The organism is Winogradskyella sp. Asnod2-B02-A, assembly GCF_045063645.1.
In the GTDB taxonomy this organism is placed as follows: Bacteria; Bacteroidota; Bacteroidia; order Flavobacteriales; family Flavobacteriaceae; genus Winogradskyella.
The window spans coordinates 335,197-355,750 of the sequence record NZ_JBEFOG010000027.1; the positions used below are offsets into that span (position 1 = coordinate 335,197).

General features: G+C 32.5%; 17 protein-coding genes. 6 read left to right on the forward strand and 11 right to left on the reverse strand.

Annotation, left to right across the window (positions count from 1 at the left end; translation table 11 throughout):
- Window positions 1-20 precede the first annotated feature (20 nt).
- Complete coding sequence (locus ACJJVO_RS09625) at window positions 21-1,226, reverse strand: polysaccharide lyase family 7 protein (protein WP_405573341.1); 1,206 nt, start codon at window positions 1,224-1,226, stop codon at window positions 21-23.
- Window positions 1,227-1,662: 436 nt separating this feature from the next.
- On the opposite strand from ACJJVO_RS09625, the gene metK reads away from it, so the two are divergent.
- Window positions 1,663-2,916 (forward strand): methionine adenosyltransferase, encoded by a 1,254-nt coding sequence (gene metK / locus ACJJVO_RS09630; protein ID WP_405573344.1) that lies wholly within the window; start codon window positions 1,663-1,665, stop codon window positions 2,914-2,916.
- 96 nt (window positions 2,917-3,012) lie between these two features.
- Here the strand turns inward: metK and ACJJVO_RS09635 are convergent, their stop codons facing one another.
- On the reverse strand, window positions 3,013-3,945 hold the full coding sequence (locus tag ACJJVO_RS09635) for a dihydrofolate reductase (protein WP_405573347.1): 933 nt from the start codon (window positions 3,943-3,945) through the stop codon (window positions 3,013-3,015).
- 292 nt (window positions 3,946-4,237) lie between these two features.
- Between ACJJVO_RS09635 and ACJJVO_RS09640 the strand changes: the two genes are divergently transcribed.
- Window positions 4,238-4,534, forward strand: coding sequence for an isoamylase early set domain-containing protein (locus ACJJVO_RS09640; RefSeq protein WP_405573350.1), 297 nt, complete (start codon window positions 4,238-4,240; stop codon window positions 4,532-4,534).
- 57 nt (window positions 4,535-4,591) lie between these two features.
- Here ACJJVO_RS09640 and ACJJVO_RS09645 read toward each other — a convergent pair whose 3' ends face one another.
- From ACJJVO_RS09645 to ACJJVO_RS09675, 7 genes are all read right to left on the reverse strand, one after another.
- Entirely contained in the window at window positions 4,592-5,005 is a 414-nt protein-coding gene (locus ACJJVO_RS09645; RefSeq protein ID WP_405573353.1) for an energy transducer TonB, read from the reverse strand.
- Between the two features lie 10 nt (window positions 5,006-5,015).
- Window positions 5,016-5,840, reverse strand: coding sequence for a thymidylate synthase (locus tag ACJJVO_RS09650; protein WP_405576934.1), 825 nt, complete (start codon window positions 5,838-5,840; stop codon window positions 5,016-5,018).
- A 159-nt stretch (window positions 5,841-5,999) separates the two neighbouring features.
- Window positions 6,000-7,712 (reverse strand): NupC/NupG family nucleoside CNT transporter, encoded by a 1,713-nt coding sequence (locus ACJJVO_RS09655; RefSeq protein ID WP_405573355.1) that lies wholly within the window; start codon window positions 7,710-7,712, stop codon window positions 6,000-6,002.
- A 15-nt stretch (window positions 7,713-7,727) separates the two neighbouring features.
- Window positions 7,728-8,342, reverse strand: a complete 615-nt coding sequence (locus ACJJVO_RS09660; RefSeq protein WP_115817902.1) for a bifunctional nuclease family protein — start codon at window positions 8,340-8,342, stop codon at window positions 7,728-7,730.
- 188 nt (window positions 8,343-8,530) lie between these two features.
- A complete protein-coding gene (locus ACJJVO_RS09665) occupies window positions 8,531-9,493 on the reverse strand; it encodes an electron transfer flavoprotein subunit alpha/FixB family protein (RefSeq protein ID WP_405573358.1) in 963 nt (320 codons plus the stop codon).
- Window positions 9,494-9,597: 104 nt separating this feature from the next.
- Window positions 9,598-10,344: an electron transfer flavoprotein subunit beta/FixA family protein gene (locus ACJJVO_RS09670; protein WP_405573360.1), complete on the reverse strand. Its 747-nt coding sequence runs from the start codon at window positions 10,342-10,344 to the stop codon at window positions 9,598-9,600.
- Window positions 10,345-10,464: 120 nt separating this feature from the next.
- Window positions 10,465-11,595: a T9SS type A sorting domain-containing protein gene (locus ACJJVO_RS09675; RefSeq protein WP_405573363.1), complete on the reverse strand. Its 1,131-nt coding sequence runs from the start codon at window positions 11,593-11,595 to the stop codon at window positions 10,465-10,467.
- Between the two features lie 119 nt (window positions 11,596-11,714).
- Here ACJJVO_RS09675 and ACJJVO_RS09680 point away from each other — a divergent pair, with 119 nt between their 5' ends.
- Entirely contained in the window at window positions 11,715-12,692 is a 978-nt protein-coding gene (locus tag ACJJVO_RS09680) for a pyruvate dehydrogenase complex E1 component subunit beta (protein ID WP_115817898.1), read from the forward strand.
- 86 nt (window positions 12,693-12,778) lie between these two features.
- Window positions 12,779-15,292, forward strand: coding sequence for a DUF5686 family protein (locus tag ACJJVO_RS09685; RefSeq protein ID WP_405573366.1), 2,514 nt, complete (start codon window positions 12,779-12,781; stop codon window positions 15,290-15,292).
- A 49-nt stretch (window positions 15,293-15,341) separates the two neighbouring features.
- Here the strand turns inward: ACJJVO_RS09685 and cysM are convergent, their stop codons facing one another.
- Window positions 15,342-16,220, reverse strand: coding sequence for a cysteine synthase CysM (cysM, locus tag ACJJVO_RS09690; RefSeq protein WP_405573369.1), 879 nt, complete (start codon window positions 16,218-16,220; stop codon window positions 15,342-15,344).
- 1 nt (window position 16,221) lies between these two features.
- Window positions 16,222-16,953, reverse strand: a complete 732-nt coding sequence (gene epsC / locus ACJJVO_RS09695) for a serine O-acetyltransferase EpsC (protein ID WP_405573372.1) — start codon at window positions 16,951-16,953, stop codon at window positions 16,222-16,224.
- A gap of 423 nt (window positions 16,954-17,376) precedes the next feature.
- Between epsC and ACJJVO_RS09700 the strand changes: the two genes are divergently transcribed.
- Both ACJJVO_RS09700 and ACJJVO_RS09705 read left to right on the forward strand, forming a co-directional pair.
- Window positions 17,377-17,904 (forward strand): inorganic diphosphatase, encoded by a 528-nt coding sequence (locus ACJJVO_RS09700; protein WP_405573374.1) that lies wholly within the window; start codon window positions 17,377-17,379, stop codon window positions 17,902-17,904.
- 146 nt (window positions 17,905-18,050) lie between these two features.
- Window positions 18,051-20,471 (forward strand): sodium-translocating pyrophosphatase, encoded by a 2,421-nt coding sequence (locus tag ACJJVO_RS09705; RefSeq protein ID WP_405573376.1) that lies wholly within the window; start codon window positions 18,051-18,053, stop codon window positions 20,469-20,471.
- The last annotated feature ends 83 nt before the right edge of the window (window positions 20,472-20,554 follow it).

The following is a 20,554-nucleotide window of genomic DNA, read 5'->3' on the forward strand; positions in this document are numbered from 1 at the left end:
AGTATTTTAAAAACTATATACTAATTTGCAGTGTGTGATTTTTCTAAAGCGTAAAATGTTGCCTGTACATAATCATCATCATTTCCAGAATTGTTAGCCTGATATAATCCAGCTTTAAAATACATATATTGTCCACCAACATTAAAGCCACTATTTATCATATTTACTGTTTCAACAACATCAGATTTTCCTTCTCTAATAATGGTAACCGTTAAATTATCTCCAACTACTTTAATTCTGTAACTAAATATTTCATCTAACGCAATACCGTCGGATGGGTTAGACGCACTGTTACTTCTAGATCCAATCATTTCGTGCCATTGCTCGTCTCCATTTCCATCAGTAGGTTCGTGTGCAAAATAAATAGAACCTAATGCATTATTTTCTAATTTTCTGTAATATAAACGAATAGGTTCATCATCATTTGCATGTATTTGCCCAATAATTACTCTCCCAATATGACTGCTACTTCCTGTTGTTGTAACATGGTTTACAGCAAGTGTAGCATTCATTTCTCCATCATAACCTGCAGCTGCATTTATATCCGCAACAGGAGCAGTACCAAATACCCAGTTATTTCCATTAACACCTTGTGTGCTAATACTTGTATTTATACCTCTAAGCATTTCCCTTAATTCTACTCTTGTATAACTTGTGTTTTCAGAAGTTCTATAACCATCAATTGGACATTTAAAAACCATACCTCCATCAGCTGCGGTATAAAAATAATTGTTGTTTTCATAACCGCTATTAATCTGACTCACAGTAATAGTTGTTGCTGTACCATTTCCTTGATCTACAGGAATACTTAAATTCCATGTTGATAAATCAAAATTTTCTGAAGGTGCTTTATTAGGATCTAACGCCCCAACGGTTTCTTCTGCTGCAACTTGTGTAATCGTTATGTATCTTGTAATATTTCCACCTGATACGGTGACTGTTCCAGTACGATTATTATACGTTGGGTTCACGTCAACAGAAATAGCAATTGATCCGCTATTAGTTCCACTTGATGGTGTTGTAGATATCCAAGCCAAGTCTTCACTTACACTCCATTCTAAATTAGATATTACATTAACAGATTGTGTTTCTGCGTTTGCAGAAAATTCTGAAACTGACGTAATTACTAAATTATCTACCAACTCGTCTTTATCTGAATCTTTAGAACTACAACCAAATAACAACGTGAAAATAATAAGCGTGAAAACAATGCGTAATAATTTCATAATTTATTTTTTTACAAAAATAACATCTATTAACTATAGAAACCTAAAAAACATCTTTTTAGAAATAGAAATTGTGTAAACATAAGTACCAACTTAACAAATCTCAATGTTTATATATTTTTAAAGGACGTTGTATATCTTAGATAACGCTATTCTTTAAGCAAATACTTAAATTTTCTACTTGATTTATGCTTTCAAAATTGTTTAAAAGGATAATTAAATCATAAAAAAACTGAAATAAAATCACATTCCATTTAATTTTTCTACTTTTGTAACATCAAAATTGAGAGGAAAAATTTGATCTGATTGCAACCTCTGACGCTAAATTAATTTTAGTTGAAACAAAAAATGCTAAAGCAGTAAGTTTTGTACTTCTCTGGCGACCAAGCAATCTGATTTTTTTTCTATAAATTAATATAACCTAAACTTAGGACTTATGCCATATTTATTTACTTCAGAGAGTGTATCTGAAGGCCATCCAGACAAAGTTGCAGATCAAATCAGTGATGCTCTAATCGACAATTTTTTAGCTTTTGATCCAGAATCTAAAGTCGCATGTGAAACTTTAGTAACCACAGGACAGGTTGTTCTTGCTGGTGAAGTAAAATCTAACACTTATTTAGATGTCCAGAAAATTGCAAGAGATACCATAAACAAAATAGGGTACACTAAAAGTGCTTATATGTTTGACGGTAATTCTTGTGGTGTTTTTTCTGCCATACACGAGCAATCAGAAGAAATTAATCGTGGTGTAGACAGAGCAACAAAAGAAGAGCAAGGAGCAGGAGACCAAGGTATGATGTTTGGTTATGCTACAAACGAAACCGATAACTATATGCCTTTGGCTTTAGACTTATCACATAGAATTTTAAAAGAATTAGCTGAGTTACGTCGCGAGAATAAAGATATTAACTATTTAAGACCAGATTCTAAAAGTCAAGTTACTATAGAATATAGTGATGATAATGTACCACAACGTATCGATGCCATTGTAGTCTCTACACAACATGATGAGTTTGATGCTGATGAAGCAATGTTGGCTAAAATTCGTAAAGATATTATTGAACTATTAATTCCTAGAGTTATTGCTAAATTACCTGAGCATACTCAAGAATTATTTAATGATGATATCACCTACCATATTAATCCAACAGGAAAATTTGTTATTGGTGGACCACATGGAGATACGGGTTTAACTGGTCGTAAAATTATTGTGGACACATACGGAGGAAAAGGTGCACACGGAGGTGGAGCGTTTTCAGGAAAAGATCCAAGTAAAGTAGATCGTAGTGCAGCTTACGCAACAAGACATATTGCTAAAAATTTAGTGGCTGCAGGTTTATGTGACCAAGTTTTAGTGCAAGTTTCTTATGCTATTGGTGTTGCTAAACCAATGGGAATTTTCATAGACACTTATGGAACTTGTCATTTTAATCTAACAGATGGTGAGATTGCAAAAACTGTTGAAAGCCTATTTGATATGCGACCAGCATTTATAGAAGACCGTTTAAAACTACGCCAGCCAATGTATAGCGAAACCGCTGCTTATGGCCACATGGGAAGACAACACGAAGTAGTTACCAAATCATTTCAGCAACCTAATGGAGAACCTATCACTTTAGATGTAGAATTATTTACTTGGGAAAAGTTGGATTATGTTGATAAGGTAAAAGCTGCTTTTGAAATTTAATAAGCTTCATCTTAATAGATAATAAAAAACACCCTAACTATATTTTAGTTAGGGTGTTTTTATTTTGATTTTAATTCAATTCAATTTTGATTCCTCTTACCTCTTTACGTAAGTAATAAAGGAAAATGTATAAGCATGTTTCTCATCAGCATCATGAGTAATTCTACTCACTTCTTTCCAAATTGTTTCATCTATTTGAGGAAAAAATGTGTCCGCATTTTCAAAACTTGCATGAACTCTAGTTATTTCTAATTTATCCACTAAAGGCATGGCTTGTTTATAAATTTCACCACCACCTATGATAAATGGTTGTTTATCTTTTCTTGCTGCATCTAAAGCGTCTTCTAATGAATTGACTATAATTACTCCATCTGGCGCTTTGTAATCCTTCTGTCTTGTTATAACAATATGAGTTCTATTAGGCAAAGGTTTTGGAAAGCTTTCAAACGTTTTACGACCCATAATAATATGGTGGCCATTAGTTAAAGATTTAAATCTTTTAAGATCGTCACTTAAATGCCATATTAAGTCATTATCCTTTCCTATAGCATTATTCTCACCTTCTGCAACAATGATAGTTAACTCAGAAGACTTTTTTTTTTCAGATGTCATCTTATTTTCTGTTACCTCATTATAGGCTTGTGTCTGTGCAATTTTAGATTCTTCTTTAAGGAAGTTTTGCTTTAATTTAACTATACGTTCTTGTTGTAGATTTACTAATTTATCTAGCTGTTGTTTTTCCCAATCCTTACCCATAAATTTATTGGTAATAAAGACATTTACAAAATGATAAATAAATAACAATAACCAAGCAAATATGGCATATACAAACCAATTCACACCTGCAATGGTAAAGTTTTTACCAATACCCAAAACCGTATTTGCTAAAATTAAAAATACAGCACCAATTAAAAAGATGACAAAATGAATATACAATCGTTTCTTCTGTCTTATGCGTTTTTGAGCATTTTCTATGAGCTCTAACTGATCTTTATCAATCGTAGAAACTTGTTTTTTCTTCCCAAACATAATTGTAATTTAATAAGATAAAGATACTTGTTTTTTTACTAAATTGTTAATGCGATTTAAACAGTTTAATATATTGTTACATCCGAAAACGATTTAGCTGATAATCAGCATTAAAGCATTTTATTATAGCGTTATCAATCCATTAAAATAAGCGTTTATATATTACATTCTTAAGTAAAAAATAATTGCAATTTTAAGAAATTGATAATTCTTTAGTGTTTAGGTCTTTAATAGATATTAATTGCATTTTTCTTTTATACTTTTGTTTTCATAATTAATTAATTATAGTATTATGGCAATTAAAAAGCAGTATTTAAAAAGTAAGCCAGTATGTAAGGTAACATTTTCTGTACCTGCAAAAGAGGCAAAAAGTGTAGCAGTAGTTGGAAGCTTTAACGAGTGGAATACTAAAGCTACTGAATTGAAAAAACAGAAAAATGGTATTTTTAAAGGTACATTAGATTTAGCAAAAGATACATCTTATGAATTTAGATATCTTGTAGATGGTACTTACGTTAATGATGAACAAGCAGATGCTTTTGCTTATAGCGAATTTGCTTCAGCAGAAAACTGTGTGATTAATTTATAATTCACATTACATATTTTATATTAAAAGTGCTCTCATTTCTGAAAGCACTTTTTTGTTTTAATTTAGTAGACGTACTGTGATTAAAGCACTAAAATAAGTAGCAACAGGTTTTCCATTCATGGTTCCAGCTGCTTTAAATTTTGGCATCCGTTTTATAAGCTGAATCACATCAATAGCAATAGCTTTATGATGTGCCTTTACATTAATTTGCTCTGTTTTTCCTTTTTTATTAATAGTAAACTCTACTTGAAACTTAGTGGTTAGATCCGTAGGAAAGACTTTATCTGCTAATTCATAATTAAAACTCACTTTGATATAATCCATGATTTTATCTGAAGTGCATTTCTTTGTTTCTTCAAAGCTTAGATCTTGTTTACAACCTCTATACACAGGATAAGTTGCATCTTGTTTTTCTTGCGCACCTATAACTAAGCAACAAAAAAAGGTAATTGTAAAGACTAGCATTTTCATAAGGAAAAATTTATACGGCTACTTTACCTTTAATATGTGGATGTGGATTATAATCAACTAGAGTAAAATCTTCAAATTTAAAATCGAAAATATCTTTCACTTCTGGATTAAGAATCATCTTTGGCAATGGTCTAATATCTCTAGATAATTGCAGTTCTAATTGCTCTTTATGATTATTATAAATATGCGCATCTCCGAATGTGTGTATAAAATCACCTGCTTCATAGCCGCAAACTTGAGCCATCATCATTGTAAATAAAGCATAAGACCCAATGTTAAATGGCACGCCTAAAAAGATATCTGCACTGCGTTGGTAGAGTTGACAAGATAATTTGCCATCAGCTACATAAAACTGAAAAAAGGCATGGCAAGGAGGCAAAGCTGCTTTCCCATTGGCCACATTCTCAGAAAATGATTTAGATGTATCTGGTAAAACAGATGGATTCCAAGCAGAAACTAACATTCTACGACTGTTAGGATTACTTTTTAAAGTAGCAATTACTTCTTTAATTTGATCTATTTCTTCACTTGCCCAATTTCTCCATTGATGGCCGTAAACGGGTCCAAGATCACCATTTTCATCAGCCCATTCGTTCCAAATTCTTACTCCATTTTCAGTAAGGTACTTGGTATTTGTATCACCTTTTAAAAACCAAAGTAATTCGTAAATAATAGATTTTAAATGTAACTTTTTAGTAGTTACCATAGGAAAACCTTCACTTAAATCGAAACGCATTTGGTAACCAAAAACACTTTTTGTGCCTGTACCTGTTCTATCTCCTTTGTCGTTTCCTTCTGCTAAAACATGTTTTACTAGGTCGTGATATTGTTTCATACTTATTTCCCACCAAAGTGGAAATGTCTTTAAATTAAACTGAAATCTTGAGGAATGAAATGCTAAAATAAGATTAGCAGAACTTATAGCGAAAATAAAAAAAAGCTTCAAATCATTAGACTTGAAGCTTTGTATAATATTAAAAGTTATTAACTAACTCTAACCAATTATCATTCCTGCAATAGTTGCAGAAACTAATGAAGCAAGTGTTCCTCCAATTAAAGCTTTCATACCAAACTTAGATAATTGTGTTCGTTGTCCTGGTGCTAAAGATCCTATGCCACCAATTTGAATACCTATAGAAGCGAAATTTGCAAACCCACAAAGCATATAAGTAGCCATAATAATAGACTTCTCATAGGTTAAATGTATTGGATTAGCTGCATTTTTTAAGTCAGCTAACTGAATATAACCAATAAACTCACTTGCTGCTAGTTTAATACCTAATAGCTGTCCCATTAATGCCATATCTTCGGATGCAACACCAATTAACCACATTAAAGGTGCAAAAACATATCCTAAAATAAATTCTAAGGATAAACTTTTATATGGAGTATTATTTGCAATAACCTCATTAAGTGATGTAAAATGCCAATCGATATTTAAAGCGTCAATACTAAAACCATTAAAGCCTGCAACACCTCCTAAAATACCATTTATCATGGCTATAAATGCTACAAAAACTAATAACATGGCGCCAACATTAACTGCTAGTTTTAAACCTTCAGTTGTTCCATTTGCTATAGATTCTAAGATGTTAGAACCAATTTTATCTTGCGAAACTGCAACCTCTGTATTAATTTCTTCAGTTTGTGGAAACAATATTTTTGAAATCACAATAGCTCCAGGCGCAGCCATTACGGAAGCAGCTAATAAATGTTTAGCATAAAATAATTGTAATGCCTCATCTTCTCCTCCTAAAAAACCAATGTAAGCTGCTAAAACAGCTCCTGCAACGGTTGCCATTCCACCAATCATAACTAGCAGAATTTCGGACTTATTCATTTTTTCTAAATAAGCCTTAATTAACAATGGCGCTTCAGTCTGACCTAAAAATATATTACCAGCAACACTTAAACTTTCTGCTCCCGAAATACCTAATACTTTAGATAATAACCAACCCATACCTTTTACAATTTTCTGAATCAATCCGAGATAAAATAACACAGATGTTAAAGCCGAGAAAAAGATAATTGTTGGTAATACTTGAAACGCAAATATGAAACCAAAAGAAGTGACATCTAACATACCACCAAATAAGAACTCGCTACCAGCTTGTGTAAATCCAAGTATGGCAATAAAACCTTGACCTATAAATTCGAAAGCAGATTTCACAAAATCTACCTTTAAAACTCCAATAGCAATAATGAGTTGAAATAATAATCCTATTCCAACTGTTTTCCAATTAATAGCTCTGCGGTTGCTACTGAATAAAAAAGCTATAATTATTAATGTCACCATACCTAAAATCCCTCTCCATAAACTGGTTATAGAAAAACCTTGATTAGGTATAATTTGAGCTATAGTTGTTTCGGCTGGTACAACGGATTCTTCTTTTTTAGCGACCATATTAAAGCGCATCTCATTTCCTGAGAATACTAAAGTAGAATCTGTAAGTTCCGTTATTTTATATCTCTTTATTGAGTTTAAAGAATCGTTATGATAGAGTACCAACAAATTGTTTTGATACATGTAATCTCCATCAAGATTATGTTCTGAATTTGATAAGAAATTGAATTCACCCTCTTTAAATTCTAAAGTATTAAAAACGCTTTCAGGAGTTACCGATTCCCATGTTTTTTCAAGTTCTTGTGCTGTAATTGATGAAAGTCCAATAAAAATAGCAAGAAAAGCCTTGAAAAACTGATTCATAAAAAGTGGTGTTAGTTAGCGTTTAGAAATTTCGTCTCTTAATTTTGCAGCTGTTTCATAATCTTCATTATTAACAGCTTCATCTAAGAGCTTATTGAGTTCTTCGAGAGATGTGTTTTTATAACCTTCTTGTTCACTTGTTGCAGCTTCTATTTCTTCAACAATTAGGTCGTCTACAAGAATACTATCTTCCTCTTCATCATCCTTTTTAGGATTGACTTTAAGATAAATTCCGGCTTTGTCTAAAATGTTTTTGTAAGTGAAAATAGGTGCTTGAAAACGCAAAGCCAAAGCTATAGCATCGCTAGTTCTGGCATCTATAATTTCTTCAATTTTATCGCGTTCGCAAATTAAACTTGAGTAAAACACTCCGTCTACAAGCTTATGAATAATGACTTGTTTAACCACTATATCGAAACGATCTGCGAAGTTTTTAAATAAATCGTGAGTTAGAGGACGAGGAGGACGAATTTCTTTTTCTAAAGCGATAGCAATTGATTGTGCTTCAAACGCACCAATAACTATTGGTAGTTTTCTGTCTCCATCAACCTCATTAAGTATTAAAGCGTAGGCACCATTTTGGGTTTGACTGTAAGAAATGCCTTTGATATTTAAACGAACTAAACTCATAATTTATAAAACACAAAGAACTGTTTAAATTTGGACTTTACCAACTGCAATTTACAGATTTGGTTAATTTCCCCTATACTTTCGATAAAACGCAAGCAAACCAGAAAATTTCAAAATTTAAACAGTCCTTATTAATACCTTATCAATTTTATTACTAATTTGGTATTGAGGATTACAAGGTAATAAAATTATGCGTTTGCAGCTTTAAAAGCTTTTAATTTTTCTATTAATTTAGGCACAACGTCAAATGCATCACCTACAACTCCGTAATCAGCAGCCTTAAAGAAAGGCGCTTCAGGATCTGTGTTAATAACCACTTTTACTTTAGAAGAGTTGATACCTGCTAAGTGCTGAATGGCTCCAGAGATTCCTATTGCAATGTATAAGTTGGATGCTACAGGTTTTCCTGTTTGACCAACGTGCTCACTATGTGGTCTCCAACCTAAATCAGACACTGGCTTAGAACATGCCGTAGCTGCACCTAATACTTCTGCTAATTCTTCAACCATTCCCCAATTTTCTGGTCCTTTAAGACCTCTTCCGCCAGAAACTACAATTTCTGCATCTGCAATGCTTACTTTATCTGTTGCTTTATCTACAGATTCTACGCTCACTCCAGAATCTGGTATAGAAGGTGAGAATTCTTCAACAGAAGCACTCCCTCCAGATTCTACCAATCCGAATGAATTATTAGATAAACCTACGACTTTTACATCTGTAGTAATTTCTGTATTTGTAAATGCTTTATTAGTAAAAGTTGTTCGTTTTACTGTAAATGGAGACACACTAGATGGTGCTTCAACCACATTAGACACATAACCTGCATCTAAACCTACAGCTAATAATGGTGCTAAATATTTACTATCTGCACTAGAACTTACTACAACTACTTTTGCACCTTCATCTTTTGCTGCATTTTCAATAATGGCTGCGTATTTCTTCGCGTTAAATGCTTTTAAACTTTCGTCTTTTACTAAAAGTACTTTAGTTGCTCCATAGTTTCCTAGTGTTTCTACACTATCTGCATTAACAGCAACTGCAGTAACTGAAGTTCCCATTTGGTCTGCAATAGCTTTAGCATAAGACACAACTTCTAAAGCTGTTTTTTTTAATTTTCCGTTTTCGGATTCTGTATATACTAGAATTGACATAAAATTTTATTTATAAAATTTATCCTGAACTTAATTCAGGAACTTATTAATATTTCCTTTAACTTCATAAGATTCCGAAACAAATTCGGAATGATTTAAGTTCGTTAAATCACTTTAGCTTCGTTATGAAGTAAGTTCACTAATTCATCTATATTATCTGCATCAACCAATTTAACGGCACCTTTTGGAGCTGGTTTTTCAAAACTTACCGCTTTTGTTTCTGCACTTACATCTACCGGCTCAACAACAGTTAAAGGTTTTTTTCGCGCCATCATAATTCCTCTCATGTTTGGTATACGTAAATCGCTTTCCTCTACTAATCCTTTTTGTCCTCCTATTACTAAAGGTAAAGATGTACTTACTGTTTCTTTACCACCATCAATTTCTCTAACGGCTTTTGCATTAGTACCATCAACTTCTAAACTAATACAGTTGGTAACAAAGTTAGCATCAATTAAACTTGCCAACATACCTGGAACCATGGATCCGTTATAATCAATAGATTCTCTACCAGCAATCACTAAATCGTATCCACCATCTTTAACCACTTTGGCTAATTGCTTTGCAACTGCAAAACCATCTGTAGCTTCTGTGTTAACTCTAATGGCTGAATCTGCACCAATGGCTAAAGCTTTTCTTAAGGTTGGCTCAGTTTCTGCTCCACCAACATTAACAACATCTACACTTGCTCCTTGTTTTTCTTTAAACCACATGGCACGCGTTAGACCAAACTCGTCATTAGGATTGATTACAAACTGAACACCATTAGTGTCAAATTTTGTATCTCCATCTGTAAAATTAATCTTTGAGGTTGTATCAGGTACATGACTAATACATACTAATATCTTCATATAAAAATGATTTATTTTAAACGTCTTTTTTACTGATGACGAAGATAAATATAAATTTCGAAATTTTACTATGCATGCATAATAAAATTTTCAAAATGACAGTTTTAATCGATTAAACTATCAATTTTTCAAAAATTTAAAGATTTTTTGCTGATTGTTTAAGTTTGAAATCCGAATGAAGTATAAACCAACAGATAAATCTGAAATATTAAGACTGTTTTCTTCGAAGTTTTTTACTTGAGTTATATGTTGTCCTGAAGTATTATAAATATCAACATTAACCGATTGATTATTCAAGTTTGAAATTTGCAAATATGGATTCCCTTCAATTTGAAACGGCTTCATGACTTGAAGAGTTTCGTCAACAACAGATAAATTAGTTCTCGAAAACTCTACTATATGTTCTCCGAACACCATATTAGCCCTGTTAAAACGAAATGATTCATTTTCGGAATCTAGTGTAACTGAAATATTTCCAATAGCATAATCATATGGCGAGCAAACTATATTCAAAACAGCAAATACGGCTGCTTCAATTTCATGACAAGGTTGAGAAAACTCGGTTTCGGTAGCTGTTACGGATGTGGACTCCCACAATTGTAAATTATAATCTGTCTGATTAAATTCATTAGGATTCCCTCCGCTTAAGCCAATTGAAAATGTATTACCACAAGGTGTTAAGCTTTCAGTTTCCATATGTAACAATTCAGTTTCAGAATTATAATTAAATTTAACCCTAAAGACAAAATCATTTGGCACATCAATTAGCGTACAATTACCATAACATTCATCTGTATCTGACGTGACTCTATATTTAGTAAGCTCAAAAGTATTATCATCTAGCGCCAAAATTAAATCAGGATTTACATTTGAATTAAATGGTAAACTAATACCGTTAATATTAGCTCCAGAATACTCTAAAATAGTGGTTGGCACATTGGCAACAATATCTTCTATCAAAGATCTAGTATCATAAGTTACATTGTAGTATTTCTCTAACGCTTCTGATGTGTTTGGGAACGATTGATAAAAATCATAAACGGTATAATTAGCAAAAATAGCTGACACATATGCATCCGGAAACATTAAAGTAACTGTATCATCACCATTAGACGTAATTGCAGGAATATTTTCAGAACTTTCAATTCTAAACGTATCTGTTTGCAAACCACAAAGCACTGCTTGCTGAGCAATTAAAACATTAGATATTAACACAAATAAACCTATTATAATGTAATTTTTTGCTTTCATAGACACTAAATATTTTACAAAGTTCTTCAAGTTACAAATAATTTATTTTTTCACTTAAGATTTAATGTCATTATATAGTCAATAATTATTATTTTTGTTTTTCGTTTAAAAATAAGACAATGAAGACAATTCAATTTAGAGAAGCTATTTGTGAAGCCATGAGCGAAGAAATGCGCAGAGATGAAAGTATTTATCTTATGGGTGAAGAAGTAGCAGAATATAATGGTGCTTACAAAGCATCTAAAGGTATGTTAGATGAGTTTGGTGCTAAACGTGTTATTGACACACCAATTGCAGAACTTGGTTTTGCAGGTATAGCTATCGGTTCTACAATGACGGGTAATCGTCCTATTGTAGAATACATGACGTTTAACTTCTCTTTAGTTGGTATTGACCAAATTATAAATAATGCCGCTAAAATTAGACAAATGTCTGGTGGACAGTTTAAATGCCCTATTGTATTTAGAGGCCCAACAGCTTCTGCTGGTCAGTTAGGTGCAACGCATTCTCAAGCATTTGAAAACTGGTTTGCTAATACTCCAGGATTAAAGGTAATAGTACCTTCAAACCCATACGATGCTAAAGGTTTATTAAAAGCAGCTATTAGAGATGACGATCCAGTTATTTTTATGGAAAGTGAACAAATGTATGGTGATAAAGGTGAAGTGCCAGAAGGAGAATACACGGTACCAATTGGTGTTGCTGAGATTAAACGTGAAGGTACAGATGTTACTATAGTATCGTTTGGTAAAATTATAAAAGAAGCTTACAAGGCTGCAGATGAATTGGCAAAAGAAGGTATTTCTTGTGAAATTATAGATTTACGTACGGTTCGTCCAATGGACAGAGACGCTATTTTAAAATCTGTAAAGAAAACTAACAGACTAGTTGTTTTAGAAGAAGCATGGCCTTTTGGAAATGTTTCAACAGAAATCACTTATTTAGTACAATCTGAAGCTTTTGATTATTTAGACGCTCCTATTGTAAAGATAAATACCGCAGATACACCTGCACCATATTCACCTGTTTTATTAGCAGAATGGTTACCTAATAGTGACGATGTTGTTAAAGCTGTGAAAAAAGTAATGTACAAATAAATAGCAGTTTACTGCGTTTAGAAAACTTCATTAATAACCTTCTATATAAAGTTTAGCATGGTTGTTGATGAAGTTTGTTTTTTAATATGAAGTTAAAACTATTTACATTTTTATTAGTTCTAGGATTTTTATCTACATGGGCACAAACCAAAGTTAGTGGTTATGTTTTTGATGAAAATAATACACCTGTTCCTTTTGCCAATGTCTTATTTAAGGGCTCTACTATTGGAACAATTACCAATGAAGATGGAAAATTCTATTTAGAATCTGATGACGTTTGGAACACTTTAATTGTGTCCTTTGTTGGTTTTGAAATGTTAGAGATACCAATAACAAAACGTGTTAACTACGATTTAAAATTCATATTAAAAGAAGAAGCATCTACTCTAGACGAAGTACTTATTGTTACCGGAAAACAATCTAAAAAAGCTTCCGAAAATCCAGCAATTAGAATTCTTAAAAAGATTTGGGAACGTAAACGGCAAAACGGCTTAAATCAATTTAAGCAATACGAATATGACCAATACGAAAAAGTAGAATTCGACCTCAACACTATTGATAGTGCATTAATAAAGAGTAAACTTTTTAAAGGCATGGAATTTGTTTTTGAAGAAGTAGACACATCTAATGTAACAGGAAAAACGTACTTACCCATTTTTTTAAATGAATCTGTTAAAAAAGTATCTGGAGATAATTTAATTAATAAAGAACGAGAAGATTTATTAGGAAATAAGAACTCTGGATTTAGTAACAATCAAATCATTATAGATTTTATTGACGATTTATACTCTGAATATAATGTCTACAATAATTACTTAAAGTTTTTTGATAAAAGTTTTGTTAGCCCATTAAGTAGAACGGGAATACAAACCTATAATTATGTATTATCCGATAGCGCATTCATTGATAACAAATGGTGTTATAACATCATTTACTACCCAAGACGAAAAAATGAATTAACCTTTAAAGGAGATTTTTGGGTCAATGATTCCACTTATGCCATTAAGGAAATTAATCTTCAAGCTTCAAAGAGTGCTAACATAAATTGGGTTAAGGAGATTTATATAGAACAAGAGTTTGAAGTACTTAACGATTCTGTTTTTCTCATTAAACGCGATTATTTTTTATCAGACTTCGCTTTCAACAAAAAAGAAATCTCAAGAGGTGTTTACGGAAAGCGTACCACAATTTACGATAACTATAAATTTGACCAACCTAAGGATTCTAAATTCTATGATAAAGTGGTATATAATTACGATGCCGATGTCTACAATAGAGAAGATGATTTTTGGGATACCAATAGACTTGAAGCCTTAAACAAAGATGAAAAAGGCGTCTATAAAATGCTAGACACGTTAAAAACAGTTAAGAAATTTAAACGTCTCTATAACGTAGGAAGCATACTAGCATCAGGATATATTGAAATCCCGAGTATTAATTTCGATTATGGTCCTATATTTTCAACCTTTGGATATAATGAAGTTGAAGGAGTAAGACTAAGAACTGGAGGTAGAACTTACTTTGGCCCAAATGATTTATGGAGATTAGAAGGATTTTTAGCTTACGGATTTAAAGATGATAAATTTAAATACGGTATTTCTGGGAAATGGTTATTAAATAAACGTACCCGATTTACCTTATTTGGCGGCAATAGACGAGATGTAGAACAAATTGGAGCAAGTTTAACGAGTTCTACAGATGTATTAGGTCGTAGTTTGGCATCTTCTGCTGTTATTGGCACGAGTACAAATGATAAGTTAACCAATATTAATTTAACCAATTTAGGAGCTTCTATTGAACCTTTTAGAAATTTAGAGATTCGTATAGATGGTAGTTTTCGGAAGCTGAGTTCCGCATCACCTACTTTTAGTTTAGATTATTTAGATCCTGAATCACCTACTGGTATTTCTTCAGAAATTAAACAATTTGAATCTAGATTATCACTCGCCTATTTCCCTAAACGTCAAATGACAGGTTTTGGAGTAGAACGAAAAAATAAAAATGATAATTTCGCTACATTATTTGCACAAGTAAGTCGTGGAGATCGTGATTGGTTTAGTAGTGATTTTGATTATACTAAACTACAATTTTCTTATATACAACCATGGCAAGTTGGTGGTTTTGGAAGATTAGTTACCTCTGTGGAATTAGGTAAAACTTTTGGAGAAGTACCTCTTGGTTTACTTAGTGTTGTTCCTGGTAATCAGTCTTATTTCTCAATTTATAACACATTTCCCCAATTAGATTTTTATGAGTTTGTTACAGATACGTATAGCTCTGTGCATATTGAACACAATTTTAATGGTCGTATTTTCTCCCGTATTCCATTCTTAAAAAAGTACAATCTTAGAGCTATTTTAGGATTAAGAGGTGTTTGGGGAGAATTGTCTGAAGAAAACAGAGCACTAAGTAACACGGGAATGAATGCTGCAGAATTCCCATTAGTAGCTCCAGACACACGTATGTATTACGAATACAGTGTTGGTGTTGCTAATATTTTTAAAGTGTTACGTCTCGATTTTAACTTTAGAGGAAACTATCTAGATCGTCCAAATGCTAGACCTTTTGGAGTTACTGGTAGTTTTGGATTTTATTTTTAGCAAAAGTACCTTACGTAATTGTAAAATTATTTAATCTATTCCTCGCCCATTAATCAAACAATCCAGAAGACAAATAGCGATCACCACGGTCGCAAATAATACAAACAATAATTCCACTTTCTAATTCTTTAGCTAATTTTAAGGCAGCAGCTGTAGCTCCTCCACTACTCATGCCTGCTAAAATCCCTTCTTCTTTAGCTAATCTCCGTGTCATTGCTATAGCTTCATCTTTACTGACTTCAATTGTTTGATCTACTTTTGAAGCATCAAATATTTTGGGTAAATACTCTAATGGCCATTTTCTAATACCTGGTATTTTTGATCCATCGGTTGGCTGCACTCCTACAATTTTTATATTCGTGTTTTGTTCTTTTAAAAATGTAGATGTTCCCATTATGGTTCCTGTAGTTCCCATTGAAGATACAAAATGAGTGATAGTACCTTCGGTATCTCTCCAAATTTCAGGACCTGTAGTTTTGTAATGAGCTTTCCAGTTATCATTATTTGCAAATTGATTAAATGAAAAATAACCTTCATTTTCTACCTTATTAATGGCATAATCTCTTGCACCTTCTATACCATCTGGATGTAATGTTACTTTAGCACCATAAGCTCGCATGGTAAGAACACGCTCTTTGGTTGCAGTATCAGGCATTACAAGTTCTATGTTCAATTTATAAATACTTGCAATCATTGCTAATGCAATCCCTGTGTTGCCACTTGTTGCTTCAATTAATTTTGAAGATGTATCAATTTTGTTTGAATCTAGAGCACTTTTAATCATATTATAAGCCGCTCTATCTTTAACACTTCCACCAGGATTATTGCCTTCAAGTTTAAAATACAAACTCACCTTAGGATTCGTATTCAATACTATTGATTTCACAATAGGTGTATTTCCAATTTGATCTATTAAAGTCTTATTCATATTACTTTTTTATTTTCGAAAAAATTTCAACTTGATGATTGTGCGTTACAATAGAGTTTTCTGGAACAGATTCCGTTAACCATGTATTACCGCCAATCACACTATTTTTTCCAATAATGGTATCACCTCCTAAAATAGTTGCATTAGCATAAATAGTAACATTTTGCTCAATCGTAGGATGGCGCTTTGTATTTTGATGTTGTTTTTTTACAGTTAATGCGCCTAAGGTTACACCTTGATACACCTTAACATTATTATGTATTTCCGTTGTTTCACCAATAACCACACCAGTGCCATGATCTATAAAAAATGACGCACCAATTGTAGCACCAGGATGTATATCTATACCTGTAATTCGATGTGCATATTCTGTCATTAACCTTGGTATAAGCGGCAAGTTCAATTTATAAAAAACTCTTGCCATTCTATAAATAGAGATTGCAAAAAAACCAGGATACGCTAAATAGATTTCTTCAATAGATTGTGCCGCTGGATCATTATTATAAATGGCTTCAGCATCTTTTTTTAAGCTAGCATATAAATCTGGAATATTAGATTTAAAATCATCCCAACGTTTACATGGCAGATTTTTAATTTGCGGACAAGCCATATTTCTTATTGTCACAAATAGTGTTTCAAGTTCTTGTAAAGCTAGATCAGCATCTGTATCACAATCATAAAAAGCTTTATATAGCAATTTTGTAAAACGTTGCGATTCTTCCTTTAAAGTCATTGAAACCTTAATTATTTTTTTATGCTGATTTATGACTTTGATTAAGTTCGAATTCATCCTTAAATAACTATTTTAAATGTCTTGTAATTATTATGCGCATTACAGATTAAACGAAATTAGTGAAACAATTTGAAGAAGAAAAGTTCACAATAGTTTATTAGATGTTTCACATTATAAAAACTCTTATTTTAGACTCATCCTTAATTTAACTTATTGCAGTTATTAGCTATGATGATAAAAATGAATCTTTGAATCAATATCATAAATGTGCATAAAAAATTCAGTAAGCCACTATATACTTAAACTCAAACATAATTAATTGCTTAACTCGTACAATATATTATCTTTGTCATACATAAATATTTAAGAGAGAATATAATAACGGTTCTAAGTAAAATAGAACACCCAAATACAATTTAAAACATGTCAGAATCAGAAGAATTAACTTTCGACGTATTAATTGAAATTCCTAAAGGAAGTCGTAATAAATATGAATACGATTTCACATTACACAAAATAAGATTTGACCGTATGCTTTTTTCATCTATGATGTATCCAGGTGATTATGGTTTTATTCCAGAAACTTTAGCTTTAGATAGTGATCCTTTAGATGTTTTAGTTTTAGGACATCAGCCTACATACCCAATGGTAGTAATGGAAGTAAGACCAATTGGTGTTTTCCATATGACAGATGAAAAAGGACCAGATGAAAAAATTATCTGTGTACCAGTTTCAGATCCAATTTGGAGTAACAATAAAGATATCAGCGACTTAAACCCACATAGATTAAAAGAAATTGAACACTTTTTTAGAGTATATAAAGATTTAGAGAAGAAGAAAGTTGATGTTGGTGGTTGGGGAGATGCAGAAGAAGCTATTAAAATTTACCACGAATGTGTACAACGCTATGATGACAGTGAGCACAAAAAGAAACGTACGTTCACCATTTAATACCCTTATTTAGGAATCCAAAGTTTTTTAACTTAAAAATAATAAAAAAGCAATATCAATTAATTGATATTGCTTTTTTCGTAAAAATATGATTCATTTCACTACTTTTGCCCTGCTAAAAATCTAATCAAAATAAATAATATAATATGGAGTCAATGATGATTTATACGCCAATAGCTTTGGCACTTTTAGGATTAATTTACATGTTAATTAAGCAATCTTGGGTAATGAAACAAGATGCTGGAGATGGTAAAATGAAAGAGATTTCAGATCACATCTATGAAGGAGCATTAGCATTCTTAAATGCTGAATATAAATTGCTTGCAATTTTCGTAGTAATTGTTGCTGCGTTGTTAACCGTAGTTTCGTTCATTGTACCTACAACACATTGGTTAATTGTAATCGCTTTTGTATGTGGTGCTGTATTTTCCGCTTTCGCAGGAAATATTGGAATGAAAATCGCAACTAAAACTAACGTTAGAACAACTCAGGCTGCTCGAACAAGTTTACCAAACGCACTTAAAATCTCTTTTGGAGGTGGTACTGTAATGGGACTTGGTGTTGCTGGCTTAGCTGTTTTAGGCTTAACCGTTTTCTTTATCGTGTTTTTCCATGTATTTATGGGAGGTGAGTGGACCAATACAATGGATATGACCATAGTATTAGAAACACTTGCAGGTTTCTCATTAGGTGCTGAATCAATTGCTTTATTCGCAAGAGTTGGTGGTGGAATCTATACTAAAGCTGCAGATGTTGGAGCTGATTTAGTTGGTAAAGTAGAAGCTGGAATTCCTGAAGATGATCCTCGTAATCCTGCAACTATTGCAGATAACGTTGGTGATAATGTAGGTGATGTTGCTGGTATGGGAGCGGATTTATTTGGATCTTATGTGGCAACAGTATTAGCTGCTATGGTTTTAGGTAATTACGTAATTAAAGATATGGGCGGAGCTATTACGGATGCTTTTGGAGGAATTGGCCCAATCTTATTACCAATGGCCATTGCTGGTGTAGGTATTATTATTTCTATCATAGGGACTATGTTGGTAAAAATAAAGAGTAATGACGCTAAAGAATCTCAGGTTATGGGAGCTTTAAATATTGGTAACTGGACTTCAATTATATTAGTTGCTGCAGCATGTTTGGGATTAGTAACATGGATGTTACCAGAAACAATGCAAATGAATTTCTTTGGAGAAGGCTTACAAGAAATATCTTCTATGCGTGTATTTTATGCAACTTTAGTTGGTTTATTTGTAGGAGCTGTTATTTCTTCAGTAACTGAATACTATACAGGTTTAGGTAAAAAACCAATATTAAATATTGTACAACAATCCTCTACTGGAGCTGGAACAAACATTATTGCAGGTTTAGCTACAGGTATGATATCTACGTTCCCTTCAGTATTATTATTTGCTGGCGCTATTTGGGCATCTTATGCTTTTGCTGGCTTTTACGGTGTTGCTTTAGCTGCTTCTGCAATGATGGCTACAACTGCAATGCAGTTAGCAATTGATGCTTTTGGACCAATTTCTGATAATGCTGGTGGTATTGCTGAAATGAGCGAACAAGAACCTATCGTTAGAGAGCGTACAGACATATTAGATTCAGTTGGTAATACAACAGCTGCAACAGGAAAAGGTTTTGCAATCGCTTCTGCTGCATTAACCTCATTAGCATTATTTGCTGCCTATGTCACGTTTACAGGTATTGATGGTATTAACATTTTTAAAGCACCTGTTTTAGCCATGTTATTTGTTGGTGGTATGGTACCAGTAGTATTTTCTGCTTTAGCTATGAACGCTGTAGGTAAAGCTGCTATGGAAATGGTAGAAGAAGTACGTAGACAATTTAGAGATATTCCAGGGATTATGGAAGGAACAGGACAACCAGAATACGATAAGTGTGTTGCTATTTCTACAGAAGCTTCTTTAAAAGAAATGATGTTACCTGGTTTATTAACTATAGGTTTCCCATTAGCCATAGCCTTTATTCCAATGATTTTTGGAATGGATCCATTAGCTATTGCAGAAATGTTAGGTGGTTATATGGCTGGTGTTACGGTTTCTGGTGTGCTTTGGGCAATCTTTCAAAACAATGCAGGTGGTGCTTGGGATAATGCTAAAAAATCTTTTGAAGCTGGTGTAGAGATTAACGGAGAAATGACTTTTAAAGGTTCTGAAGCTCATAAGGCTGCTGTAACTGGTGATACTGTTGGTGATCCATTTAAAGACACATCTGGACCTTCAATGAACATCTTAATTAAATTAACATGTTTAATAGGTTTAGTCATAGCACCTATTTTAGGAGGTCATGCTGATGAAACTGGTTTAGCAAATATTAATGAAGAAGTGTCTATTGAAATGACTGCGGATTCTGAAATTACTACAAAAGCAACCGTTGATTATTCTATAATAAAAAATGGTGAAAAAGTATTAAAAACAATAACTTTTGAAGGTACAAAAGCTCAAGTAGAAGGCTCACTAAAATCTTTTGAAGCATCATTAACTAACAAAGCTGGTGAAATTGAAAAAGTGATTGAAAAAATAGATATTTCTAAAGTATAAGCTTTAGTCAATAAGATTAAAAACCCTTATAATTTATTTTATAAGGGTTTTTTGTTTTATAAATTCAGTATGCCTTATCAAGT